Here is a 24,290-nt window from a genome sequence, read left to right as displayed (position 1 = left end):
CGCCATCCTTTTATAAGCTTTTGTTGTTTATAGTATCGTATACCTCAATACCTTTATAATAGTATTTTAAAATAGAAATGTAATTATACCCTTGGTCTGCCAGTCCTCTCGCCCCATACTGGCTTAACCCTACCCCGTGTCCATAACCACTGCCTTTTATAGTATAAACTTCACTGGGCTTGTCTGTCTTTTTTAACTCTTTAATGCCATTTGCCCCTACCGCATAAAAAGTATCTTTAGAAACCTTCGTTATCCCTTTATTATTTTGAATATTTATCTCTTTTAAAGAAATTTTTTGCGAATCACTGTAAGAAGAAATCGCGTAGGCTTCAAATTCACTGCTACCATCGCCCTTTATGTCAATCATAGTGCTTTTTAATCCAAAGAAAGACCGTATGTCTCCTTTTCGCAAAGTAAAAGTTCCCTTTGTACCGTAAATGGTAACAGCAATCGCTCTTCCAGTCCAGCTTTTTTCTGTAACTTTTACATCTACTATATCTCCTATGTCTTGTCCTTTATTTAAAAGCAAGTTTTTTATCTGGTCTTTTGTATAAGTTACCATCCAACTATCATGATAACTGTTATAGCCAAAAACGTATTTATCCTCCACTCCTTTTAAATAAGGAACATCAGCAGAAAAATAATTAATATTGTCTTCTGTATATCCTCCGCTGTGGGAGTGATAAAGGGCATCTATAAGTTTTCCTTGATATACAGCCACTACACCTTTTGTTTCGTCTACCGCTTCATTTGTAGAAGGAGCTTCTCCATCATATCCTTTGTAAACCTGTGTGTTAGTATCGTTTGTCAAATCAAAACCATACTTTCCATATCTCCCTACATTTTTAGCAGCATAAGTTCGTGCAGCCACTGCTTGTGCTTTTAAAGCTTCTATATTCCACCATGCAGGCATTTCTCCTGGCACAACACCATATAAATATTCTTCCAAAGGTACAACATTTATAGCGGTCATATCACTGTCTTGTTGCCTTCTAAACTCAAACATGCCTCTGTAGCGTTTTGATTCTATTGCCATAGGAATACCTTCAGGATTAAGCTTACTTACATATAAATCAGCGTTCATATTAAACAAAAACAAGTTTTTTGCTCCATTGCGTATCAAAATATTTTTGTCCGGTAACACCTTGGATATATTGGTATAATTTTTTGAAAGAATCTCATAGGCAGATTGCAAATCCGCTAGCGTCAAATAAGGTCCTATGTATATATGATATTTTCCATCAAATCCTATTAAGACATTGGTAATTCGATTTACTATTTTCGCATACTCACTATTTGCCATTTCAAAATCATCATAGCTTCCCATCATCAAATAAAAACTATCATCTTTTATAACTTGCACGTTTTGCATACTAGTGCTAAAAATATTAACCAAATTTCCTGTATTATTTTCATATGCAAAATTAAAACCTACAGGGGATGAAAGTTGATAAGAAGATTTGGCAGTTTGTCCATAAAAAAGCCCTATTTTTATAATTTTCGGTACGCTAATGTCAGCATTCACCGTAGAACAAGGTAAAAGAGTCAAAATCATAGCACTAATTATACCTACTATTACAAATTTTCTAAACCTCACAAATTACAACCCCTTTTTCATATGTTATTTTCTAAAAATCCATAAAAGTAATGTCAAAAGAAGACTCAACAACAGGCTTGTCATAAGAGGAAAATAAAAAGTGAAATTTCCTTTTTGATAAACTATGTCCCCTGGTAGACGCCCTAAGCCAATTTTTGAACCTACAGAAAAAAGCACCCCTATTAAAATCAATATAGCTCCCATCAATATCAACATTTTGCCAAAACTATCAAACACCTTCTATCCTCCCCTGTTCTATATAAGGATATTTAAGGTAATCATAAGCTAATTTTGTAACAACTCTTCCCCGCGGAGTCCTGTTTAAAAAACCTATTTGTAAAAGATAAGGTTCATAAACATCCTCTATTGTATCACCATCCTCTCCTATTGATGCAGCAATAGCATCGATTCCTACAGGGCCACCGCCAAACTTTTCTATAATAGAAACCAAAATCTTCCTATCAATGTATTCTAATCCCATCTCATCTACACCTAATACGTCTAGCGCTTCTTTGGAAGTTTTAAAATTAATGTATCCATTTCCTCTTACTTGTGCGAAATCTCTTACCCGTTTTAGAAGCCTATTGGCAATTCTCGGAGTCCCTCGGGACCTTTTCGCAATCTCCAAAGCAGCATCTTCATCAATTCCAATGTTTAAAATGTTCGCTGACCTTTTAATTATTTCTTTTAATTCATCGACTGAATAGTAATCCAAACGGTTTATAACCCCAAATCTGTCTCTCAAAGGAGAAGTCATAAGAGCAGCCCTTGTCGTCGCTCCAATTAAAGTAAAACGCGGAAGACTAAGCCTTATAGACCTGGCACTTGGACCTTTTCCTATTACTATATCCAACTCAAAGTCTTCCATTGCAGGATATAGAATCTCTTCTACACTTCTATTGAGTCTATGAATCTCATCAATAAAAAGTATGTCATTCTCCTGTAAGTTAGTCAAAATTGCTGCCAAATCTCCCGACCTTTCTATAGCAGGACCTGAGGTTATTTTTATTCCTACTCCCATTTCATTAGAAATTACCGTAGCTAAAGTCGTTTTTCCAAGGCCAGGAGGACCATATAGCAGGACATGGTCAAGGGGCTCTTTCCTCATCTTAGCAGCTTCTATATAAATTTTTAATTCCTCTTTTATCTTTTCTTGACCTATATACTCAGAAAGCCACCTAGGACGCAAACTATATTCGGAGGCATCTTCCTGTGTAAAACTTTGAGTTAGTATTCTTTCCTCCATTTAATTCACCCTATTTCATTAATTTTTTCAAGGCTTGTTTTACAGTCTCTTCTACACTGTTACAAGTAATATCTGCCAAAGCAGAAATAGCTTCACTTTTACTATAACCTAATGCCAATAAAGCCTCTAAAGCCTCATTTGAAAGATTATTATCACTTTCAAAAACTATCTCCTTTGGAAGCTTATCTTTCAATTCCAAAATAATTCTCTCAGCAGTCTTTTTCCCTATTCCCGGAACTAATGTAAGAGCTTTATAATCGCCAGTGTTAACTACTTTTGCAAAATTATCAATAGGGACCACAGATAAAATAGATAAAGCACCTTTAGGCCCTACCCCATTAACAGATAATAACTTTTCAAACAAATCTAACTCTTCTTTTGTTTTAAAGCCAAAAATTTGAAAACCATCTTCTCTCACATGTAAATATGTATAAAGCTTAGTAATATTCCCTTTAGTAGGTAAAGCTTTTAAAGTAGAAAATGGAACAAAAACCTTTATGCCTATACCCATAAAGTCAATTATTACATAATTTTGTCCAATATCCTCAATCATTCCTCTAATATACTCAATCATTTTGAATACCTCAACTTTTCAATCATATTGTTACTGTGACAATGGCATATGGCAACCGCCAAGGCATCAGCCACATCGTCAGGTTTAGGAATTTGATCAAGATTTAATAAAACCTTCACCATTTGCTGAACTTGATGCTTATCTGCTTTTCCGTACCCCACAACTGCTTGTTTTACTTGCAAAGGAGTGTATTCAAAAACTTTTATTCCCGAATTAACAGCAGCTAAAATAGAAACTCCTCTGGATTCTCCAATAGTAATGACAGTCTTCGCATTTTTATTATAAAAAAGCTCTTCTATAGCTACTACATCAGGGCAGTAAGATTTTATAAGCGATGTAATTCCATTGTATATATCGTGTAGGCGCAGTGCCTTATCAATACCAGCTTTTGTAGTAACTGCCCCGTAATCTATAACAGTGAATTTATTGGATTTATAATCTATTATACCATAACCCATTGTTGCAATTCCAGGATCTATCCCTAATACCCTCATTATATCCATCTCCTTTTATTTATTTTAACATCAATAGCCTTTATAAACAAGAAAAAGTTCTCCTAAAATTAAGGAGAACCTACAGACTGATGACAAACTTTCGTAAAGTAGATATTTTACATAAGTTGCGACTTGTGACAAAGCGCTAACAAAGCTTAGCAAGACTGAGGATGGAGGCGGGGCCGAAGCCAGGAGGGCGGAGGCGGGCACCTAAGACAGGACGTCGAATGTGCCCGGTACTCCGCCGTAATCCGAAAGTCGCGCTTTAGCTTTGTCGCTTTGGAACTTCGGAGCAACGATGTAAAATATCTACTTTAAATAATTTTTGGTTCTTTGTCAACAAACTGAAAGTTCTCCTAAAATTAAGGAGAACCTAAGAACTTAGATTTGTTAATATTTGATACGCCTCATCTTTGTCTTTTGTAATTATATTTTTCATCACTCTTTCTTTGTCAAAAGGTGTTAAACTATCCAGTGGAATATCTGTTTTTTCCACAACTTCTTTATTGCCATTTCCATCACTTTTTAGCAAAACAACATATCCATTTATACTAGAAATTATATAATAATCTGCAGGCAACCCTTCTTTTTCTCTGTAAAGAACTATTTCCTCTTCATCGAAATTTTTAATTTTCCAACCAGTATATATCTTTTCAATTTCTTCCTTGCTCTTCCCATAAAGAGAAGGGGTTAAATTTTGAACTTCCCGCACTATTTCTCCATTTTCAAGATACTTAGTTTCAAATATAAGTTTACTTTGGGAAATTAATTTTTTAGCAAGAGCTTCTTGTTGAGAAGAAATCCCCTGCTCATAAACTATATTTTTTTCCCTTCCTTCCTTTTCGTTATCTTTAACACTAATTAAATATCCAACCATCATTCCTATAAATATAGCTAACATATATATCATAACCATTTTATAGGAAATTAGCTTTTTCATAACATCTCCTCCTGTTTTATGTAATTATAACCAATTTTAAAAAATTTATTCTCTTTGCAGGATTTTGTCAAAAAATATCGAATAATATTCATAAGGGAGGAGATGATGAAGTGGCAAATCAAATTGTAGTTTTTAAATTAAACAATGAAGACTTTTGCGTTGACATCAATCAGGTAATTGAAATTATACGGCTCCAAGCAATTATTAAAGTACCCGATGCGCCTACTTTCGTAGAAGGTATAACTAATCTAAGAGGAACAGTCATCCCTATTGTAGATTTAAAAAAGCGCTTCAATTTGCCTTTGTCAGAGAAAAATGACAATAATCGAATTATCGTAGTAAATGTCACTAACAGACCGGTAGGTTTCATCGTTGACTCAGTAACAGAAGTGTTACATGTAGACGATAGTTCCGTACAAGAAGCTCCAGAGATTATAAAAGGAATTGGAAAAGAGTACATAACATCTATTATCAATTTAAACGACAGATTGATAATTAATTTAGACTTACACAAAGTTTTAACAGAAAAAGAAAAGAAAGAGATAGAAGAAATGTAGCTTCTTCTATCTCTTTCTTCTATTCCTCATCCTCGTCTTCTATTTCCACATTGTGATAAACGTTTTGTACATCGTCATTTTCTTCTAACTTGTCAATTAATTTTTCGAATTTTTGGTAATCTTCAGGACTTAATTGTATAGTATTTTTAGGAAGCATTGTAACTTCTGCCTCCGAAATTTTATAGCCTGCTTTTTCAATTGCCTCTTTTACTTCTTGAAAATTTGACGGTTCAGTAATTATTTCAAATTCTTCATCTTCTGCAGAAAAGTCCTCTGCACCTGCATCTATTGCAACCATTGCAAGTTCTTCTTCATCAATAGAATCATCTTTTCTAACAGTGATAATTCCAACTTTGTCAAACATCCACGTAACAGAACCGGCTGCTCCTAAACTACCACCATTCCTATCAAAAATATGCCGTATTTCACCTGCAGTTCTGTTTTTATTGTCAGTCAAAGCTTCAACAATTATAGCAGTACCAGCAGGGCCGTATCCTTCATATATTACTTCTTCTAAATTAGCTCCTCCTAATTCACCGGTACCTTTTTTAATAGCCCTCTGTATATTTTCATTCGGCAAATTGTTAGCCTTTGCTTTTTCTATAGCATCCCTTAACTTACTGTTAGTATTAGGATCACCACCGCCTTCTTTAGCCGCTTTTATAATATCTTTGGTGAGTTTTGTAAAAATTCTCCCCTTTTTAGCATCCATTTTTTCTTTTTTATGCTTTATGTTAGCCCATTTTGAATGCCCTGACATAAAAAAACCTCCTTCACTGTGGCCTAAAATATTTTAACACAATAATATAGGGCTTGTAAATTAATCCTCTCTAAAAAGTTGTGTGCTCAAATACCTCTCACCACTGTCAGGAGCCATTGCTAAAATCTTTTTCCCTTTGCCTAACTTCTTAGAAACCTCAATTGCTGCCCATAAAGAAGCACCTGTAGAAATTCCTCCAAGTATACCTTCTTTTTTTGCCAAAAGGCGAGTCACCTCAAAGGCGTCTTCATCTTTTACAGCAATTACTTCATCTATGACATCTCTATCTAACACTTTTGGAATAAAACCTGCTCCAATCCCTTGAATTTTATGAGGACCAGGCTCTTTACCAGAAAGCACCGCTGCTGAATAAGGCTCTACTGCAATAATCTTTACATTAGGAAATTTATTTTTTAATATTTTCCCAACTCCTGTAATAGTTCCCCCTGTACCTACACCTGCCACAAAAGCATCTATACCATCCTTAAAATCTTCAATTATCTCTTTAGCAGTAGTCTCTTCATGAATTAACGGATTTGCAAAATTTTCAAACTGCTGTGGCATAAAATAATTTTTATTTTGTTTTACCAATTCTTCTGCTTTTTTTACGGCACCTTCCATTCCTAATCTGCCAGGGGTAAGAATTATTTCAGCACCATATGCCGCTAAAAGCATTCTTCTTTCCATACTCATAGTATCGGGCATAACTATTATTACTTTATATCCTTTTGCTGCTCCTACCATTGCCAACCCAATGCCTGTATTTCCGCTTGTAGGTTCAATAATTACGCTTCCTTTTTTCAATTTACCTTCTTTTTCTGCCTTTTCTATCATTGCAAAAGCTACTCTATCTTTAACACTGCCACCCGGATTAAAAAATTCCAATTTTAGATAAATTTCTGCCCACTCTTTCTCCACAATTTTATTTAATTTAACAGCAGGCGTTTTTCCAATCAGCTCAAAAACATTGTTAGCAATCATAAAATTTACCTCCATTTGTACATTACTATAAAAATTTTAAACTTTCTACGTAACATATGTCAAATGGAAATTAGAATATCAAACATTTTTAGAGAAAAAATAATAATATCAAGTTACAAAAGGTGATAAAAAATGACTGGCAAACTAAAACTTTTCGTTATAGGATTCATAACTGGTATTATAAACGGTCTTTTAGGTGCAGGTGGAGGTACTTTAATAGTCGCTGCATTGGTTTTTTTACTTGGCATAGAAGACCATAAGGCTCATGCTACGGCGATTTCAATCATACTACCTATTACTTTAGTCAGTAGTTTAGTGTATTTACAAAATAGAATAACCGACATTCCTATAACCATTAACATAGCTATAGGAAGTACAATAGGAGGATTTATTGGCGCATATTTTCTTAATAAAATCTCCATACCTTTATTAAGAAAAATTTTTGGAATAATAATGCTTATAGCTTCCGTCAGGATGTGGATATCATGAAACTATTTTTAATAGGACTTTTTTCAGGAATTGTAGGGGGAATGGGAATTGGAGGAGGAACAATTCTCATTCCTGCATTAACAATCTTTGCTGGAACCGAGCAACACATTGCTCAAAGTGTCAATCTTTTTTCTTTTATTCCTACAGCAATTATCGCACTAATATACCATTTTAAAAAGAAAAATATCAAATATAAAATTATATTGTTTATTATAATCGGTGGAATAATAGGAAGTGTTGTCGGAGCTATTATAGCAGCAATTACAAAAGCTTTTATATTAAAAAAAATATTCGCTGTTTTTTTATTTTGTATGGGAATATATGAACTTTTCTCAAAGCCCCGCAAATAATTAAAATAAGAGGAGATAGTTCTCCTCTTATTTTCTCTTGTCTGTTTCCAACATTACACAGGCATTATAAATAACTTTTAATCCAAGGTTTTTGGCTTTTTCCACCAGTTCCTCACTTTCTGCCCCCGGTTGAAACCAAATAATTTCTACACCTAATTTTGCAGCCTCTTCTACGTACTGCTCACCTATACTTGGAGAAACTACCATATCTACAACCTCTGGTATCACAGGTAAGCTGGACAAAGAGTCATAGCAAGGATCTCCATCTACTTCTTGATACTTAGGATTAACAGGATAAACAGTATACCCGTTTAATTTAAGAGCTCGATAAATTTTATATCCATATTTACTTTCTCGAGGAAGGGCTCCTACTACAGCCCATACTTTCCTTTTCATTGCTTCTTCAACATAGTCTACATAGGAATTATCTAACTCCATTTTTTTTACCTCCTAAATCAATTGATGAATCTCCATTTCTTTTCCTCACCATTTTTATAAGAAATTAAGCTTATGGTGCATAATATTCATTACCTTTTTTAAGAAGGTATACATCCCCTTCAATTTTTATGTTACACCTTTTACTTGTCAAATCATTTATAAAACTTTGAAATTCCAATAGACGGTCTTCTTCAATATGTGATACTATAGAAACTTTATCTGAATACATAATATCTTTAACATAATAGCCTTTCTTTAGAAGCTCATTTTGAATTTTTCCCAGCAAAGTATAATCAAAAGTGAGGATTATACTTTTCGCAGGAATTTTTTCTACTATTCCAGCAGCATCAATACCTATTTTTGCCCCTTTTGTGTAAGCTCTCACTAATCCTCCTGCTCCTAATAATATTCCACCAAAATACCTTGTAACCACAACAGCAACGTTTTTTAATCCTTCTTTTTTTATCACATTTAATACAGGTATACCTGCTGTGCCAGAAGGCTCTCCATCATCACTAAAACGCTGAATTTCATCATTTTCTCCAATAACATAAGCATAAACGTTATGGGTTGCCATTCTGTGATTTGCTCTAATTTCCCCTATAAATTTTACCGCCTCTTCCTCTGAAGAAACTGGTTTAGCATGTCCAATAAATCTGGAACGCTTTATTTCGATTTCAGCAACTCCGTAAGAATATAGCGTTTTATAACTTTTAGCCAAAATAGCACCCCTTTGTAATTATACCAAAATATAATCAAAAAATAAAGCCGTTACCGGCTTTATTAGGCTTCATCAAAGCTTTTTCGCCTATGCCAAAGCCTTCGTCAACGTCTTGTATTTAAAATAAGAAACGTTTACAAGCGATTTGTCTTGACTATAGGTAATCATCTCCAAAGCCTTGTCTATAGGATAAAAACCTCCATCGACAAAGCCATCTTCTTTGCTAATATTAAATTCCTCTTCAAAAGTAGTCATGAGATACCAAGTAATTTTATTAAAGACAGGACGTTGACGGGTAACAGAATAGAATTCGTAATTGGTTTCACCAGCAGTAGAAAGGACTTCAACAGATTTAAGGCCTGTTTCAGTACAGACTCTCCTTATGGCCACATCAATAGGCAATTCATTATTTCTAATAACCCCTTTTGGTAACACCCATTCCCCTTTCTCATTTTTAAGAATGAATACACTATCTCCTTTGAATACAACTCCTCCAGCGCAATCTCTTATTAACATTTACAAGCCCCCTAAAATTTTTATTTTTTTCTTTTAATATAATATTCTTTAAAAACTTTTAAATTCCTTCTTAAATTTTTAATTTTATTTTTATTTTTATCCATATCTCCACAATTATACATCAAAATTTAATTTTTCCATCAAAAAAAATCAACTTACCAGTATAAAAATCTCTAAATTATAAAAAATATTTAATGTAAAAAACAAGGAAGGGGAGTTTCAAATGTATATAATTTATCACTGTTATGGCGGAACGCATACTTCTGTAATAGCATCTTACATACACACTGGAAAACTGCCAATGGACAGAATTCCATCTAAAGAAGAAATAGAAAGCATATCTTTGTTCGATAAATTAAATGGCCAAAATGACCCGGGACACATCGTTCCTATTGGTACTGATGAATATGGCAACAACGTATATTCTATGGGGGTAAAAAATGCCAAAAAGTTAATTGAGCCAGCTCTTAAAGATTTATACTATCATATATTCAATACAAACGAAGGACTGCTTTTGATTGACACGACTGGTACTACAAACTGGATTATGAAAATTGGCGGATTTACTTCTATTGCTTTAAAATTTCCTGTTATAGGAAGGCCTTTAGTCATTTATGGTACGCAAAAAGCTTATAAAAAAATTGTTCAAATAGTTAAAAACGTAAAGGCTCAAGAAAAAGCAGAATACAACGCTATTAAACGATAATAAAATCTTTGAGTTTCTCCTTTGTTTCTTTTTGAACTTCAGCTTTTATCATTATCCCGTCCTCATTATAATTTTCTTCAATTATTTTTGTTTTTTCTTTTAAATAATTGTATTCTTTAGTCTTATCATAAGGCAGTAGAAAATTCACTACTTCCACATCTTTAAAAATTTCTCTTTCTATTGCCTCCAATAAATTATCAAATCCAATTTTATTTTTTGCGGAAATATAAACTTCTCTTTCATTTCCTTTAAGTACAACTTCCAAAAGGTCAATTTTATTAAAAACATTTATCTTAGGGATATTAATAGCCCCTAAATCTGAAAGAACCCTTTCTACAACCTTTATCTTTTCCTCCATATCTGGTGAAGTCACATCAATTACATGAAGCAATAAATCTGCATATTTAACCTCTTCTAATGTAGATTTAAAAGCCTCTACAAGGTCATGGGGTAATTTTCTAATAAAACCTACGGTATCAATCAAAATCACTTCTCTCCCTGAAGGTAAAATAAGTCTTCGGGCAGTAGGATCAAGTGTTGCAAATAATTTATCTTCCACATAAACTTCTGCCTTTGTAAGAGCATTAAGTAGTGTGGATTTGCCCGCATTTGTATATCCTACTATAGCTACAACAGGAACTTGATTTTTTTTACGTCTACTCCTTTGTAAATCTCTATGCCTTTTTATTTCCTCCAGTTTCTTTTCTATTGCCTTTATTCTATTTTGTATATGCCTCCTATCAGCCTCTAATTTTGTCTCACCAGGTCCCCTTGTTCCTATTCCACCACCCAATCTTGAAAGTTGTCCCCCCATACCTACAAGACGTGGTAGACGATACTTTAATTGTGCTAATTCTACTTGCAACATACCTTCTTTTGACCTTGCCCTCTTAGCAAATATATCAAGGATAAGATTAGTTCTATCAATCACTTTTACATTTAAAAAGTCTTCCATATTTTTAATTTGAGTACCAGTAAGCTCATCATTGACAATAATAAGGTCAGCCTCTTGATTCTCAACAAAAAATTTTAATTCCTCCAACTTACCTTTGCCAATATAATGAGCTTTGTGGATTGTATCACGCTTTTGCGTCACAACACCTATTACTTCTACACCAGCTGTCAAAGTCAGCTCTTTTAATTCTTCCATACTTTCTTCATCTTTTACTGTTGAAATGATTCCTACTAAAATTGCACGTTCTATCTTTTCATTTCTGTTTAACTCTTCCACAATATCACCAACCTTGGAAAATCTCCTGTAAATATAAATATATCACAAATAAAGGAATCTATAAATAATGACCAGGTAAATTAATAGCACTTTTTATAAAAAGGGTATTGAAATTTTCATTAACCTGTGATAAGATATCAAATGTGGTAACTTGCCGAAGTGGTGGAATTGGCAGACGCGCTGGACTCAAAATCCAGTGGGGCTTACACCCCGTGTGGGTTCGACTCCCACCTTCGGCACCAGAAAAATCAAGGTCTCCAGAGTTTTGAACTTTCTGGAAGACCTTTAAATATAGGTCTAATAATGCAATTAGTAATGCAACGAAAAGGGTATCTCTTAAAAGGATACCCTAAAAATATCTACCTTGTCTATTTTTTTAACGCATTTTACGTATTACACGCAAAATTAGTATTCATTGCGGGTTTCGGGAACGCAAAATTTACGTATTTTTTTACGCATTATATACAAAGCTTATCTTTAGCCTTGGGTTTTACCAAGGTTTTTTGTTTTACTAAGGAGTCCATTAAAGGATTGCGCTGCTAACTCCTGTAAACCAGGTACTAAGTAACTGTAAAGGTCTAATGTCATAGTTATGCTACTGTACCCTAATCTTTCTTGTACCACTTTAGGATGTATACCACGGGCTAGAAGGAGGCTAGCATGAGTATGCCTTAAATCATGCAACCTCACCTTTGGTAATCCTGCTTTTTCTAAAAGCCTTTGAAAACACTTTGTGAATTCTCTAGAGTCTAAAGGGCTTCCATCCTCTTTGCAAAATACCAGTCCATTATCTTGATATGCTTCTCCAAATAAAAGTTTTTCTCGTATCTGCCTTTTTCTATGTACCTTTAATTCCCTTATAACATCATCGGTTAATGTTATGCTTCGCTTACCATTTTTACTTTTAGTACACGTCTTAAACCTGTTGTAGCTGCTACCACATAAGCTGCAAATAACCTGTCATCTTTTGTTACTTCAAAGAATTTTAACAATTCTTCTTCTGTTAAAGGTCTTATTTGTTTGTTTTATAGTGGGAGGATTAGTGACATCAGCTACATTCCTAGTCAACAATCCTTCTTTTACTGCTTGCTGTAACGCTTGTCGGATAATTACATGTAAGTATCTTACCATTCTTGTAGATAAGCCACCTTTCCCATCTGCTCTCTCGTTTTCTAATTTTTGATTATAAAAGCTCTGTAACATGTGAGGTTGTAATTTTGCAAGTTTTATTTTTTTCTATCTACAATATGCGTGTATCTTGAAAGACTTGAAAAAATACCTATAGGTGGGCGAGACCCGAAAAAATTTCTCTCTAGAACCCTTGAATCCCTAGGTCTTTCAAAGGTTCTAGAGAGAAGCTTACAGTATGCCTAATTAAATATTTTAACCAAAATTATTCACTTTCATGCATAAGATTAAGATATAGAAAAAAGGTCATACTTAAAGATAGAACAGATAAAGATGTTAACTGATTCTTTTTTACTCTCTCTTTTTAAGCTTTTTTTCATGATTTATTTGTATTTTTTCGTGTGGCACATGAAAATCAACTTCATCTATATCGAGTATATCAAGTCTTTCTTTTATATTTTTGTATGTCGATGTATCACCAAATTTATTTACTGTCAACCTTGATTGATTTACATTGCTATTGATAACACCCGCGCCTCCAATGCATCCACCAATGCATGCCATTCCTTCTACAAAATTATTGGGAAGTTTCCCTGCTTTCATTATTTTTAAAGTTTTGTCGCATTCCTCAAGTCCATTGCAAATAACCGGATTAAGTTCTATATCAATATCCATTTCTTTTATTGCTTCTTTTATAGCTTCTACTACACCGCCAGATCGTGCGAATTTTCTTCCAAATAGTGTCGCATCCTCAACTTTCATGTCTTCTTGCTCTTTGATATCTATTCCCGCTGCATCAAGTACAGCCACCATTTCTTCAAATGTCATGGCATAGTCTGTTATTCCCTTAATTTCATCTCTCATGATTTCTGATTTTTTTGCGGTACATGGACCTATAAAAACAGTTAATGCATCAGGATCAAACTTTTTAATATATTTTGAGATAGCCGTCATGGGTGATACTGTTGTTGATACATTTCGAATAAGCTCAGGATAGCTTTTTCTAATATGAGTCACAAACACAGGACAACAGGAGCTTGTCATGACTTTTATATCACCTATTTTTTCACTAAATTCTTTTGCTTCTTCTATTGCAACAAGATCAGCTCCAAGTGCAACCTCTACAACATCTGTGAATCCCAATTTCTTTAAAGCAGATTTAACTTGTCCTACTGTCTCATCTTTAAATTGAGATGCTATAGCAGGTGCCACTAATGCATAAACCTTTTTTCCACTCTTTATAGCTCTTATTATGTCTACAATATATGATTTATCTGTTATAGCACCAAATGGGCATGCCAATGTGCACATTCCACAGGAAGTACATTTCTCATAATTGATAACAGCTTTTAATTCTTCATCCATAGTTATTGCTTTCGCTGCACAAGAGCGTATACATGGTCTTAAAGTATCCGATATCGCATTATATGGGCATACATCTTTACATCTACCACATTCAATACATTTATCATAATCTATATGAGCTCTCTTATCTCTTATAGAAATAGCACCTCTAGGGCAAACTTCTATACATTTATGTGCTAAGCAACCACGACATGCCTCTGTAACCCTGTATCTTTTAATAGGACATCCTTCACAAGCTATATCTATTACTTGTATAATGGGTTCCTCACTTTCGATAGCATATTTCAGAGTTCTTTCTAAATTTTTACCCATTGCTAGTTTTGTTCTCTGCTCGAGAATGGCCCTCTCTTTATATACACAACATCTAAATCTAGGTTTTGAGCCAGGAATTATTTCATATGGTATTTTATTATATTCTTCTTCCAGTTTATCTTCTAATGTTAATTTTGCTACTTTGTATAATACCTCATACTTTAGCATCTGAATATCAGAATTAAATTTAAACAAGCCTTATTCCTCCTTTTCTAAAAATACTAAAAATAATTATTTTTCAAATTTTAATTTAACTTCTATAGTAAATCAATCCATCTATTTTAGCAACAGAAAGCATATTAAGGCAATATAATCAGTTGTAGGTAATATATTCTCATTTATACGAGATCACAAAAACGTAATTGAAGATATATCCTTTTAGAAAAACCGTATTAAGCTAATTGCGATGTTTAAAAGGATATTTGAAAGACCAAGTATAAGAAAGAATTAAGAAACAAAAAAAAACAACTTTCTACTAATATCATATGGTAAAATGCACGTTTACTACCTGTGGATAAAGCAAAACTAGAAAAATCACATCGTTCATGATTATTTGCCCACTATCTGCACCTCTTTTTGTCTTTTTTTATCCTTTTTCACTTCTTTCATGTTTGGTTAAGAGTGTTAATAACTATATCATATATATTGTGGTTTTTGTTTCTGATAATTTTAATTAATTTTTACATCCATATTAGTGTATAATAAAAATTGAAGTATCCTAAAAATACACATAAGAATGGAACTGTCATCCATATTTATTATACCATAACAACCCTTTTTTGTTTAGAGTAAAGTTAAAGTACACTAGATCATATTTTAACCACAAGGATTTTACACAAAAATTTGGAAGGCATCATTTGAAAATGAAGGATTAGCCTCCTCAAGCGAATCCCGTGTGGCTGAGGAGGTTATTTTTTATTTTACAGTAAAGCTTCGCAATCTATTTAATGCAGCAGCTATTTCATAAAGCCTCGGCAAAGCTAAATTACCAGGATGCTTACCATAAAAATGAGATACCACATCAAGTCCTTTTTTATTTATATCTTGATATACTTTTTCTAATATTTCTTTTATATTGCTTTTTTCATCTACATATTTATCGGCAATATATCGTATTATCTCCCCAATAGCATTTGTCTGACTTTTGTCTACTAATTGTTCTACATAATCCAATTCAATCTCTTGATATCCAAATTTAATAGTATCTTCGTCTTTTGATTTTATCTTTTTACCCTTTATTTCAAGTCCTTTTTTAAGAGGAACTCTTGGCTTTATAACTATAGGTTCACTATTTCCTTCGACTTTTCTATTCGTTTTGAATTCTTTGGCAATTTTCTTTGCCTCTTGCGTAACGTCATAGGGTCTGTAGTCGTGCATTTTAATTACGCAATCAGCAACATCAAAATAATCTCCACTGCCACCCATAACTAAAATCGTAGAAATACCCTTATCTTTATATAGCTGTTTTACTCTATCAATAAAAGGAGTTATAGGTTCTTCCTTTTTTGCAATCAGTTTTTGCATACGTGCATCTCTTATCATAAAGTTAGTAGCTGAAGTATCTTCGTCCAAAAGCAGCAAGCTGGTACCTATTTCTATCGCCTCAATAATATTTGCTGCTTGAGAAGTACTGCCACTGGCATTTTCGGTAGTAAACCTTGTAGTATCTATGTCGTTGGGCAAATTATTTATAAAAGGACTTATGTCTACTTTTTCTATTCTTCTGCCATCCTCCGCTCTTATTTTTACTGCATCAGCTACAGTTATAACAAACTCTCTGCCATCACCTGGTATGTGATTGTATACTCCTTTTTGAATAGCTTGTAACAAGGTAGACTTGCCATGATAACCGCCGCCCACAATAAGCGTAACTCCTTCGGGTATTCCCATCCCCGTTATCTCTCCTCGATTCGGAAGTTGAAACTTAACCCTCAAGCTATTCGGCGACTCAAAAGGTACTACATTACCGCCTTTTAAAGGTCTATCACTTATGCCGCTTTCTCTAGGAAGAATCGCACCATCAGCCACAAAAGCTACAAGCCCTTTTTCTTTTAGCTGACTTCTAAGGTAATCTTGGTCTTCCACTGTCTCAACCCATAGCCATATATCTTGTATATTGAGATTCTTTTTTAAAAGTCCTTTTTCTACAATTTGAGGTAAAAATTCAAGAAATATTCTTTTGGCACCACTGCTATTTATTCGTCTACCAAAAGCAGGAAGTCCTATGCTCAATCTTGCCTCTACGTAATCTTTATTAACTACCATTGCACTTCTTTTAATTATTTGTTGACCGCCTTTATCAATATAAATGTCCCCACTATGTCCTGTACCTTTTAAAGAAGGTAACTTTTTTATAACTTCAAAAACTGACCTTATCAAAAAATCTTCTAAAGCAACTTGCCTTGAAGGATTGTTATACATAGAAAACTCAAAATCAGCTATATTTTGAGGCACTCTAATCCTTATCCTTGAAGGCGATGCAAAAGGATCTCCCTGAACATGGTCAATATACAGTATAAATTTTTCAAACTCATATTCCCCTTCAAGGTCTTTGTAAGCTTTATACCCCTTTCCATCCATTTTATCAAGCTTTTTCTTAAGGTCTTCTTTTGTCATCTACAAACACTCCTTTGTTATAATTTTAATGCATTTCTTATATTCTGACTTCCACTTTTATTAAAAATACATTCCTTTTACAAATTCATTTTGAAAATCTTCATGGGTTGATAGTTCTATATAGTTTATTTTATTTTGTAAATGTATTGCTCTTTTCAGTTCTTTATCAGAAAGCAATGCCATTATCGCACCAATCCCAGCACTATTGCCTACTTGAAGGATTTTGCCTTGAAGTTCCCTTGGCAAAAGCCTAATTGTTATCGCACTTTCAGGAAGAATGTAATTTCCAAATCCTCCTGCCAAAAAAACTTTTTTTATTTCATTTACATCAATACCTATTTCTTTTATCATGATGTTAATGCCAGCAAGTATGGCGCTTTTTGCCAGTTGTATTTGCCTTATATCTTTTTGTGTCACATATATTCCATTTTCTATTAAAAATGCCGGTTCACCTTTGTAAAGAGTTATCCTTTCTGCAATATCAACAGGTACATTTTTAACTTCTTCTTTAGACAAAAGCCTGCCAGTACTATCAACAATGCCATACTTCAAAAGTTCAGAAATAATATCTACAATACCGGAACCACATATTCCTTTAGCTTTTTTATTTCCTATTGTAGTATAAAAAGCTCTTTTACTAAAATCTACATGGTCTATAGCTCCTTCTACGCCATTTAGTCCAAAAGTTATTCCTGCTCCTTCAAAAGCAGGGCCTGCTGCAGCCGAAGAAGCAATAAGGTTATCTTTATTCCCCAATACCATCTCGCCGTTGGTTCCTATGTCTACAAGCAAGCATAGTTCGTCAGATTGGTCAATTTTGTTTGCCAAAACTGCTGCCACAGTATCTGCTCCTACATAAGAAGATATAAGCGGTAATGTTATTAAATATCCTTCCTTGTTTATCTCTATACCAATCTCTCTTGCTTTTATTTCTATCATTGACGTAAAAGTCGGCACATAAGGAGATATCGCTATATTCTTGGAAGATACATTTAAAAGGAAATGTATCATTGTAGGATTACCTACTGCCACAATTTCATGTATATCGCTTTTGTCTATAGAATTTTTTACACAAAACTCCTCTACAATTTCATTTATTTTATTTATTAGAGCTGAATGCAACTGATACAATCCTTGAGAATTAGTAATACTATAAGTTATTCTCGTTACAACATCAGCACCAAAAGTCCTTTGCGGATTTAAACATGAATATACATCTACTTCTTTCCCCTCATCTAAGTCATATAAATAAGCAGCAATAGTAGTAGTTCCTATATCTAATGCTATACCGTAATTGTATGGTTTCGAAGTGACCTCCTTAATCGAAATTATTTCATTTTTCCTAATAGTAATATTTACCTTATAATCATTTTCTTCTAAAACTTCAGGAAGATTCGTTAAAAACTTTAAAGGAACTTCTATTTCTCCACCTACAGCCTCTTTAATTTTTTTAACATAGTCATTTTGGTCATGTAAAGTTGGTTTTTTAATTTCTACTGTAGAAGTTTTTACGCGAGGATATAATTCAATACTTAACAAATCATTTTCTTTTGTCAATATTTTTGCTTTTTGCTCTTCAGAAAGTACCTTGACCTCTAAATCCCTATCTATCTCAACAAAACACGCAAGCCGAATGTTGTTTTTTATTTCTTTATCTGTCAAAAAGTATTTTTCATCATCAGAAATATCAATTTCCTCACTTAATATAACTTTACATTGACCACAAATCCGACTGCCACCACAAAAATTGTTAAGTTTTATTCCATTTTTAACAAGAACATGAAATAAATTTTCTCCTTTACTTACTTCAATAACTTTTGTGTTGCCACTAAAATGAACAGTTACTTTATATTTAGATTCACCAAAAGAATTTCTATAAATACAATCTTTAGCTTCACAATTATTGCAAACTGATTTATTTTCAAGTCTTTTCACGTTTTCCCCTACTCCACATACAAAAGACACTGTTTTTTGGGGTGTTATGATAAAACTGTGATTAATATTTACACCGATTTTTGAACTGTCCACAAGTTTGCAAATCACAGCCTGATTTTTTATGTCCCACTTATTTCCTGGGTAAAAAACATCTGTAACTTCTTTGCCATACTTTTCCGCGTTTTTTCTTACCTCTTTCCAAAAATTATCTGTCAATATTTCAAGGAACACGCCTGCAATAACATCTAAAATCATTCCTTTTGTGTAATTACTTTCTGAAAAATAATCATTTACCTTTTTATCTATTCTATCTCCCAGTGTAATGATTGCTAAAATTATATATTCCGCTTCTTTTAAATTTTTTACTATATAATCCCCAAAGAAATAATCTCCAGTTTTAAAGATTATTTTATTTTCTCTCTCATCAATATGAAAATTATCACATACTTGATGAATAATTTTGTAATCTATTAAATTTTGCGCTTCCGTAGTTGCTTCCTCAATTAAATATTGATCCACATCAAAATTCATGTTTTTCAACTTTTTTAATGATAAGTCCTTTACTCTTTGCACAACATCTTTACTAAGCATTTCCACACCTCATTAAAACGCATATTGTCATACCGTTTTGTTTATTATTATAAATTGCTATAGTAAAAATCGCAAATAAAATTTATACAGAAAACCTCTACTTATTACAAAAATGCATTTGACATTTCAGGGTTTTTCTCATACTATATAGTATAGTGTAATTAAAGACTAGATTAGCAGTTTAAAACTTTCTCTAAAAATATTTTTAAATTAACATAAAACTTATTATTGAAATTTACAGCAATATGTCTTATAATGAATTGAAATTATTTTTAAGGAAAGCAAAGCTCTGCAAAGCCTATGCCTTTGAATTACTTATATCAAGGTTTTAGGCTTTTATTCTGAGCCAAAACTTATGAAAGAAGGTGTTAGATGCGTTGAAAAAGTTTGATCAAGCCCAAACTCCTTTATTTGATGCCTTAATGGAATATGTAAATAACAATACTATCCCTTTTCACGTGCCAGGGCATAAAAAAGGTGTGGGAATGGCCAAAAAATTCTTAGATTTTGTAGGCAAAAATGTATTGTCAATGGATGTAACAGTGTTTCAGCAAGTAGATAGCTTGCACAAGCCTACTGGGCCAATTAAATATGCCCAAGAATTAGCAGCAGAAGCGTTTGGTGCCGACGCTACCTTTTTTTCTATTCATGGAACATCTGGTGCCATTCAAGCAATGATTTTAAGTGTAATGAGAGAAGACGAAAAAATAATTGTACCTCGAAATATTCATAAATCTGTAACGTCAGGAATTATATTAAGTGGTGCTATACCTGTTTATATGCAACCAGAAATTGATAAAAATATCGGTGTCGCATTAAATGTCACACCAGAAACAGTAGAAAGAACCTTAAGAGAGCATCCAGATGCAAAAGCTGTTTTAATAATAAATCCGACTTATTACGGAGTTTCTACCGATATAGTAAAAATTGCTGAAATTGTTCATGACTATGACGCTATACTCATGGTGGATGAAGCTCACGGACCACACCTTAAATTTAACGAAAAATTGCCTATTTCAGCGATGGAAGCAGGAGCTGATATCTGTGCACAGAGCACTCATAAGATTATTGGCTCAATGACGCAGAGCTCGATGCTTCACGTTAAAGGCGATAGAATTGATATTAATAGAGTAAAACAAGTAATGAGTTTACTCCAAACAACAAGTCCTTCGTATATATTGTTGGCTTCCTTAGATGTTGCAAGAATGCAAATGGCTACAGAAGGAAAAGAATTATTAGATAGAACAATAGAATTAGCAGAGTACGCTCGAAGAGAGATAAACAATATAAAAGGACTCTACTGTTTTGGTGAAGAAATTGTTGGCCGTGATGGAGCCTATGACTTTGACCCCACAAAAGTTACAATAACAGCTAAAGGCCTTGGAATAAGCGGCCATCAGTTAGAGAGAATATTGGCAGAAAGATATTATATACAACCTGAACTTTCAGATATGTATAATGTTTTATGTGTATTCTCTATTGGTGATACAAAGGAAAAAGTCGATTATCTCTTAAGGGCTTTAAGAGAAATAAGTGATGAATTATACAACGAAAACATTGAAATAGTAAAACCTATAGATATACCAGAAATACCAGAACAAGTAGTATCACCAAGATATGCTTTTGGCTCCTCAACTGTATCATTACCTCTAAGAGAAAGTGTAGGGCAAATAAGTGCAGAATTTTTGATGGCTTATCCTCCAGGTATTCCAGTACTTTGCCCAGGAGAACGAATAACATCAGAAATTATAGAATATGTAGATAAAATGAAAGAGGCTAACTTAAGCATACAAGGCACCGAAGACCCGGAAGTAAATTATATAAAAGTAGTAAATGACCGGCAAGTTTTAAATGTGATAGCATAATGTTTTACTAAAAAAGGAGTATCTCCTATAAAAGATACTCCTTTTTAAAACCTCAGAATTGTATATTGCTTTTGCAAAAGTCATATTCGTGACATTAACTGATTGTTTATACATTTCTTTTATTTGCTTTTTTGCCTTTTCATTTATTGAGAAATTGATTTATAATACTCTTCAATTTCATCATATGTCATGGCCCCATTGCTAATTGCCCTTATGACCCCGTTTCTATCTATAAAATAAGACATAGGTATAAACTGAACTTGATAATCGTAAATAGTACTTAAGTCAGTATCCAGTAACACAGTAAATTCATATCCTTTCCCTTCTAAATACTGCTTAACTTTTGATGGACTTTCACCCAAATCTATCGCAAGTAAGACCGTATCACCTTTATGGTTTTTTATAAACTGATTTAAAGCAGGCATTTCAATTTTACAATAAGGGCAAGTCGTCGCCCAAAAATTTAATATAACTTTTTTTCCTCTCAAACTCGACAAAGTCACAGTATTGCCATCTAAATCTTTTAACGTAAAATCTGGTGCTATATCTCCTACTTGATTCCCTATCTTAGGCTCACTTTGCTCAGTTGAATTTGAATTTGCATTTGAGCTTGTATTTTGATCTTCATTATTGCTAGAAATATTATTTTCTGCCACTTGAGAATGGAAAGGTTGAGCACTTTTTGTATAATTATTCAGCACAAAAATAAGCACCCCTATAACTATCACAGCAATTATAGTAAAAATTAAACTTTTATTTTTCACACTAACCACCTCTTAATAAAAATATCCACTTATTTTGATTAACATGTTAAAATATAAAAGAACTCCAAATATTATGAGAATAATCCCACTTACTACCTCAATATAAGGCAATATTTTATTAATCCTTTTGTACATACCTTTAAACTTGTCAATCAATAAGGCTGTAATTATAAAAGGTATACCAAGCCCCATGGAATACGCAAAAAGAAGTATCACACCTACACTTAATGTACTAACAGAACCAGCATACAACAATATCGAGGCGAGAATTGGCCCAACACAAGGTGTCCATCCTGCAGCAAAAGTTACACCCAGTACCAATGACCCTATATAACCAGTTTGTACGTTTTCCATGTTTATCAGCTTAATTTCCTTGTTTAAAAATAGTGGTCTAAAAATTCCAGTCATTTGAAGTCCAAAAAGCACAATTATTATCCCACTTACTTTTCTAAAAATATCTTTATACGCTAAAAACAGCTTTCCAATTTGACTTGCTGTCGCTCCCATTAGTACAAACACTATGCTAAAACCTAATACAAAAAGCAATAAATTTGTTAAATTATTCTTCTTGTTTCCAAAAATATAAGATACATAAGCAGGAATTAAAGGCAAAACACAGGGTGATAAAAAAGAAACAATTCCTGCTAAAAATGCAGTGTAAATTGGCACATCTACACCTCCCTCCCCTATAGGGTATGACTATCAAATATTATATTACAATTTCAGTTATAGTACAATAAGGTATTTATCTATGTCCGTTTAAAGATACGTAATAATTAATTTATTTTGTAGCATCTATAACCATTTTTACCTTTCCAGTTACTTTATCAGCCTGAAGTGCATCAGTAAAATGTACCTCGTATTTTACATTTCTAAGCTTCTTCTTAATCAAAAACTGGTTAAATTGCCTTTTGATTTCCTCTTCAACACCTTCCTTGGCATTAGGAAGTTTGACACAGTTTAATATAAGACTTTCATCACTTGTTTTAATAAACTGATATTCTTTTATTCCTTCAACATCAAGGTCATCAATAAAAAGAGGATGAAGAAAATCCCTACCACCACTTTCATTTTTAAACCACATCATCTCTTCTTCTCTTCCCACAACTCTTTTAATATGAGTATAAGGTAAATGACCACGATAGTCTTTATCAAACCCCTCAACCACATCATTTAGTCGATAACGAATAAGAGGAAAAATTTTGTTATACAATGGGGTTATGATTAACCTTCCAAATTCATCAACTTCCACATAATTCATATCATCCATAAGGTACATACCTTCATACCAGCTTGCTCCGACACCTAAAAATATTGATTCTGTGCAACCATAATAATCTATCACGTCAGCATCAAAAACTGAGCTTAAATAATTGGAAATTTCTTTACTTAAAGGTTCTCCTCCTGTAATTATTTTTTTGGGTTTTATATTTATTTCGCCTCTTTGCTGCATGTCAGCCAATATTTTTATACATGAAGGATATCCAGCCAAATAGCTAGGATAAAAGTTTTTAATTTTTTCTTCCCAAGTCTCAATAGGCTCACTAACATTCAGCACAAGACTTTTAGCCCCATATTTCTTAATACCATTCATAGCAAGTACAGTAGAAGCATAACCACTTCCCACAGAAGCCACATACAGTACTTTTATAGGAAAATCACGTAATCCAATTTCATTTTTGCCCCCAATGCTTATACGTACCATATTAGCTTCGATCATATCCAAAGCATCTCTATCATAAAGAAAATTGCATGGCTTACCTGTACTTCCAGAAGTATGAACAAGAATATATTTTCCCACCCTCACTAGTAATTCGCTGCTTTTCATTGCCATTTCTATTTCTTTGGAAGAAATATAATCAGTAACTATATCAAAAAAATTATTTCTAACCATTTCTTTATCTATCACAGGTAATTCTTCAATGGGAATAGTGTCTAAAGCTTTATATTCTATTCCTACGCTTTTATAGAGAGTTTTATAAAAATTACTGGAAGTATAGGCGTGTTTTATCATTTCTCTCATACGCTTATTGCTATATTCCATTATTTTTTCACGTGGCCATCTATTGTGGCTGTAAAGTTTAAGGCCCTTTAACATAATGCCTATCACGACT

The 24,290-nt window shown here is 33.2% G+C and carries 25 protein-coding genes and 1 tRNA gene; 6 read left to right on the top strand and 20 right to left on the bottom strand.

Annotation, left to right across the window (positions count from 1 at the left end; all coding sequences use genetic code 11):
• Positions 1-10 precede the first annotated feature (10 nt).
• The 6 genes from TMATH_RS05320 to TMATH_RS05295 all read right to left on the bottom strand — a co-directional run bounded on the left by TMATH_RS05320 (position 11) and on the right by TMATH_RS05295 (position 4,851).
• Positions 11-1,597, bottom strand: a complete 1,587-nt coding sequence (locus tag TMATH_RS05320) for a SpoIID/LytB domain-containing protein (protein ID WP_013150230.1) — start codon at positions 1,595-1,597, stop codon at positions 11-13.
• A gap of 24 nt (positions 1,598-1,621) precedes the next feature.
• Positions 1,622-1,834, bottom strand: a complete 213-nt coding sequence (locus TMATH_RS05315; RefSeq protein WP_012995079.1) for a DUF2905 domain-containing protein — start codon at positions 1,832-1,834, stop codon at positions 1,622-1,624.
• Positions 1,827-2,843, bottom strand: a complete 1,017-nt coding sequence (gene ruvB / locus TMATH_RS05310; RefSeq protein ID WP_012995078.1) for a Holliday junction branch migration DNA helicase RuvB — start codon at positions 2,841-2,843, stop codon at positions 1,827-1,829. The genes TMATH_RS05315 and ruvB overlap by 8 nt, the downstream gene beginning before the upstream one ends.
• Before the next feature lie 10 nt (positions 2,844-2,853).
• Positions 2,854-3,417, bottom strand: coding sequence for a Holliday junction branch migration protein RuvA (ruvA, locus tag TMATH_RS05305; protein WP_012995077.1), 564 nt, complete (start codon positions 3,415-3,417; stop codon positions 2,854-2,856).
• On the bottom strand, positions 3,414-3,911 hold the full coding sequence (gene ruvC / locus TMATH_RS05300; protein WP_013150229.1) for a crossover junction endodeoxyribonuclease RuvC: 498 nt from the start codon (positions 3,909-3,911) through the stop codon (positions 3,414-3,416). The genes ruvA and ruvC overlap by 4 nt, the downstream gene beginning before the upstream one ends.
• Positions 3,912-4,284: 373 nt before the next feature.
• On the bottom strand, positions 4,285-4,851 hold the full coding sequence (locus TMATH_RS05295) for a hypothetical protein (protein WP_012995075.1): 567 nt from the start codon (positions 4,849-4,851) through the stop codon (positions 4,285-4,287).
• Positions 4,852-4,961: 110 nt separating this feature from the next.
• Here TMATH_RS05295 and TMATH_RS05290 point away from each other — a divergent pair, with 110 nt between their 5' ends.
• Positions 4,962-5,408, top strand: a complete 447-nt coding sequence (locus TMATH_RS05290; protein ID WP_012995074.1) for a chemotaxis protein CheW — start codon at positions 4,962-4,964, stop codon at positions 5,406-5,408.
• A gap of 19 nt (positions 5,409-5,427) precedes the next feature.
• On the opposite strand, the gene TMATH_RS05285 is transcribed toward TMATH_RS05290, so the two are convergent.
• Entirely contained in the window at positions 5,428-6,168 is a 741-nt protein-coding gene (locus TMATH_RS05285; protein ID WP_012995073.1) for a YebC/PmpR family DNA-binding transcriptional regulator, read from the bottom strand.
• 60 nt (positions 6,169-6,228) lie between these two features.
• Positions 6,229-7,149, bottom strand: coding sequence for a cysteine synthase A (gene cysK / locus TMATH_RS05280; protein WP_013150228.1), 921 nt, complete (start codon positions 7,147-7,149; stop codon positions 6,229-6,231).
• 132 nt (positions 7,150-7,281) lie between these two features.
• Here cysK and TMATH_RS05275 point away from each other — a divergent pair, with 132 nt between their 5' ends.
• Positions 7,282-7,638, top strand: coding sequence for a sulfite exporter TauE/SafE family protein (locus TMATH_RS05275; RefSeq protein ID WP_012995071.1), 357 nt, complete (start codon positions 7,282-7,284; stop codon positions 7,636-7,638).
• On the top strand, positions 7,635-7,988 hold the full coding sequence (locus TMATH_RS05270; RefSeq protein ID WP_012995070.1) for a TSUP family transporter: 354 nt from the start codon (positions 7,635-7,637) through the stop codon (positions 7,986-7,988). The genes TMATH_RS05275 and TMATH_RS05270 overlap by 4 nt, the downstream gene beginning before the upstream one ends.
• A 27-nt stretch (positions 7,989-8,015) precedes the next feature.
• On the opposite strand, the gene TMATH_RS05265 is transcribed toward TMATH_RS05270, so the two are convergent.
• From TMATH_RS05265 to TMATH_RS05255, 3 genes are all read right to left on the bottom strand, one after another.
• Positions 8,016-8,426: a CoA-binding protein gene (locus tag TMATH_RS05265; RefSeq protein ID WP_012995069.1), complete on the bottom strand. Its 411-nt coding sequence runs from the start codon at positions 8,424-8,426 to the stop codon at positions 8,016-8,018.
• A 70-nt stretch (positions 8,427-8,496) separates the two neighbouring features.
• Positions 8,497-9,147, bottom strand: coding sequence for a YigZ family protein (locus TMATH_RS05260; RefSeq protein WP_012995068.1), 651 nt, complete (start codon positions 9,145-9,147; stop codon positions 8,497-8,499).
• A gap of 87 nt (positions 9,148-9,234) precedes the next feature.
• The gene (locus tag TMATH_RS05255) at positions 9,235-9,663 is read right to left on the bottom strand and encodes an NUDIX hydrolase (RefSeq protein ID WP_013150227.1); all 429 of its coding nucleotides are present in this window, start codon (positions 9,661-9,663) and stop codon (positions 9,235-9,237) included.
• A 223-nt stretch (positions 9,664-9,886) separates the two neighbouring features.
• Between TMATH_RS05255 and TMATH_RS05250 the strand changes: the two genes are divergently transcribed.
• On the top strand, positions 9,887-10,369 hold the full coding sequence (locus TMATH_RS05250; protein WP_012995066.1) for a DUF3189 family protein: 483 nt from the start codon (positions 9,887-9,889) through the stop codon (positions 10,367-10,369).
• On the opposite strand, the gene hflX is transcribed toward TMATH_RS05250, so the two are convergent.
• The gene (hflX, locus tag TMATH_RS05245; protein WP_013150226.1) at positions 10,359-11,600 is read right to left on the bottom strand and encodes a GTPase HflX; all 1,242 of its coding nucleotides are present in this window, start codon (positions 11,598-11,600) and stop codon (positions 10,359-10,361) included. The two genes, TMATH_RS05250 and hflX, sit on opposite strands and share 11 nt — an antisense overlap.
• Positions 11,601-11,753: 153 nt before the next feature.
• Here hflX and TMATH_RS05240 point away from each other — a divergent pair.
• Positions 11,754-11,842: transfer RNA gene (locus TMATH_RS05240), tRNA-Leu, on the top strand.
• Positions 11,843-12,077: 235 nt separating this feature from the next.
• Here the strand turns inward: TMATH_RS05240 and TMATH_RS12465 are convergent.
• The 5 genes from TMATH_RS12465 to TMATH_RS05220 form a co-directional block, all read right to left on the bottom strand.
• A complete protein-coding gene (locus tag TMATH_RS12465) occupies positions 12,078-12,461 on the bottom strand; it encodes a tyrosine-type recombinase/integrase (RefSeq protein WP_342897044.1) in 384 nt (127 codons plus the stop codon).
• A 114-nt stretch (positions 12,462-12,575) separates the two neighbouring features.
• Positions 12,576-12,731 (bottom strand): hypothetical protein, encoded by a 156-nt coding sequence (locus tag TMATH_RS11880; protein ID WP_157629579.1) that lies wholly within the window; start codon positions 12,729-12,731, stop codon positions 12,576-12,578.
• Between the two features lie 348 nt (positions 12,732-13,079).
• Entirely contained in the window at positions 13,080-14,600 is a 1,521-nt protein-coding gene (locus TMATH_RS05230; protein WP_013150225.1) for a 4Fe-4S dicluster domain-containing protein, read from the bottom strand.
• Positions 14,601-15,320: 720 nt separating this feature from the next.
• A complete protein-coding gene (locus TMATH_RS05225; RefSeq protein WP_013150224.1) occupies positions 15,321-17,021 on the bottom strand; it encodes an ABC-ATPase domain-containing protein in 1,701 nt (566 codons plus the stop codon).
• Positions 17,022-17,081: 60 nt separating this feature from the next.
• Positions 17,082-19,547: an ASKHA domain-containing protein gene (locus tag TMATH_RS05220; protein ID WP_013150223.1), complete on the bottom strand. Its 2,466-nt coding sequence runs from the start codon at positions 19,545-19,547 to the stop codon at positions 17,082-17,084.
• A gap of 377 nt (positions 19,548-19,924) precedes the next feature.
• Here TMATH_RS05220 and TMATH_RS05215 point away from each other — a divergent pair, with 377 nt between their 5' ends.
• A complete protein-coding gene (locus tag TMATH_RS05215; RefSeq protein ID WP_012995062.1) occupies positions 19,925-21,412 on the top strand; it encodes an aminotransferase class I/II-fold pyridoxal phosphate-dependent enzyme in 1,488 nt (495 codons plus the stop codon).
• A gap of 143 nt (positions 21,413-21,555) precedes the next feature.
• Here the strand turns inward: TMATH_RS05215 and TMATH_RS05210 are convergent, their stop codons facing one another.
• The 3 genes from TMATH_RS05210 to TMATH_RS05200 form a co-directional block, all read right to left on the bottom strand.
• The gene (locus tag TMATH_RS05210) at positions 21,556-22,176 is read right to left on the bottom strand and encodes a TlpA family protein disulfide reductase (RefSeq protein ID WP_013150222.1); all 621 of its coding nucleotides are present in this window, start codon (positions 22,174-22,176) and stop codon (positions 21,556-21,558) included.
• Between the two features lie 12 nt (positions 22,177-22,188).
• Complete coding sequence (locus TMATH_RS05205) at positions 22,189-22,845, bottom strand: cytochrome c biogenesis CcdA family protein (protein WP_013150221.1); 657 nt, start codon at positions 22,843-22,845, stop codon at positions 22,189-22,191.
• A 112-nt stretch (positions 22,846-22,957) separates the two neighbouring features.
• On the bottom strand, positions 22,958-24,286 hold the full coding sequence (locus TMATH_RS05200) for a phenylacetate--CoA ligase family protein (RefSeq protein WP_013150220.1): 1,329 nt from the start codon (positions 24,284-24,286) through the stop codon (positions 22,958-22,960).
• Positions 24,287-24,290: the final 4 nt, after the last annotated feature.

Origin of the sequence: Thermoanaerobacter mathranii subsp. mathranii str. A3, assembly GCF_000092965.1 — a bacterium.
Classification (GTDB): domain Bacteria; phylum Bacillota; class Thermoanaerobacteria; order Thermoanaerobacterales; family Thermoanaerobacteraceae; genus Thermoanaerobacter; species Thermoanaerobacter thermocopriae.
The sequence above is the reverse complement of the archived record's forward strand: the minus strand, read 5'-3'. Positions and strand labels throughout refer to the sequence as shown.

What these genes read in the sequence shown, in the direction of transcription:
- ruvB (WP_012995078.1), bottom strand. Translation starts at nt 2,843, where the DNA reads ATGGAGGAAAGAATACTAACTCAAAGTTTTACACAGGAAGATGCCTCC.
- ruvA (WP_012995077.1), bottom strand. Translation starts at nt 3,417, where the DNA reads ATGATTGAGTATATTAGAGGAATGATTGAGGATATTGGACAAAATTAT.
- ruvC (WP_013150229.1), bottom strand. Translation starts at nt 3,911, where the DNA reads ATGAGGGTATTAGGGATAGATCCTGGAATTGCAACAATGGGTTATGGT.
- TMATH_RS05295 (WP_012995075.1), bottom strand. Translation starts at nt 4,851, where the DNA reads ATGAAAAAGCTAATTTCCTATAAAATGGTTATGATATATATGTTAGCT.
- TMATH_RS05285 (WP_012995073.1), bottom strand. Translation starts at nt 6,168, where the DNA reads ATGTCAGGGCATTCAAAATGGGCTAACATAAAGCATAAAAAAGAAAAA.
- cysK (WP_013150228.1), bottom strand. Translation starts at nt 7,149, where the DNA reads ATGATTGCTAACAATGTTTTTGAGCTGATTGGAAAAACGCCTGCTGTT.
- TMATH_RS05275 (WP_012995071.1), top strand. Translation starts at nt 7,282, where the DNA reads ATGACTGGCAAACTAAAACTTTTCGTTATAGGATTCATAACTGGTATT.
- TMATH_RS05270 (WP_012995070.1), top strand. Translation starts at nt 7,635, where the DNA reads ATGAAACTATTTTTAATAGGACTTTTTTCAGGAATTGTAGGGGGAATG.
- TMATH_RS05265 (WP_012995069.1), bottom strand. Translation starts at nt 8,426, where the DNA reads ATGGAGTTAGATAATTCCTATGTAGACTATGTTGAAGAAGCAATGAAA.
- TMATH_RS05255 (WP_013150227.1), bottom strand. Translation starts at nt 9,663, where the DNA reads ATGTTAATAAGAGATTGCGCTGGAGGAGTTGTATTCAAAGGAGATAGT.
- TMATH_RS05250 (WP_012995066.1), top strand. Translation starts at nt 9,887, where the DNA reads ATGTATATAATTTATCACTGTTATGGCGGAACGCATACTTCTGTAATA.
- TMATH_RS11880 (WP_157629579.1), bottom strand. Translation starts at nt 12,731, where the DNA reads ATGGTAAGATACTTACATGTAATTATCCGACAAGCGTTACAGCAAGCA.
- TMATH_RS05225 (WP_013150224.1), bottom strand. Translation starts at nt 17,021, where the DNA reads ATGACAAAAGAAGACCTTAAGAAAAAGCTTGATAAAATGGATGGAAAG.
- TMATH_RS05220 (WP_013150223.1), bottom strand. Translation starts at nt 19,547, where the DNA reads ATGCTTAGTAAAGATGTTGTGCAAAGAGTAAAGGACTTATCATTAAAA.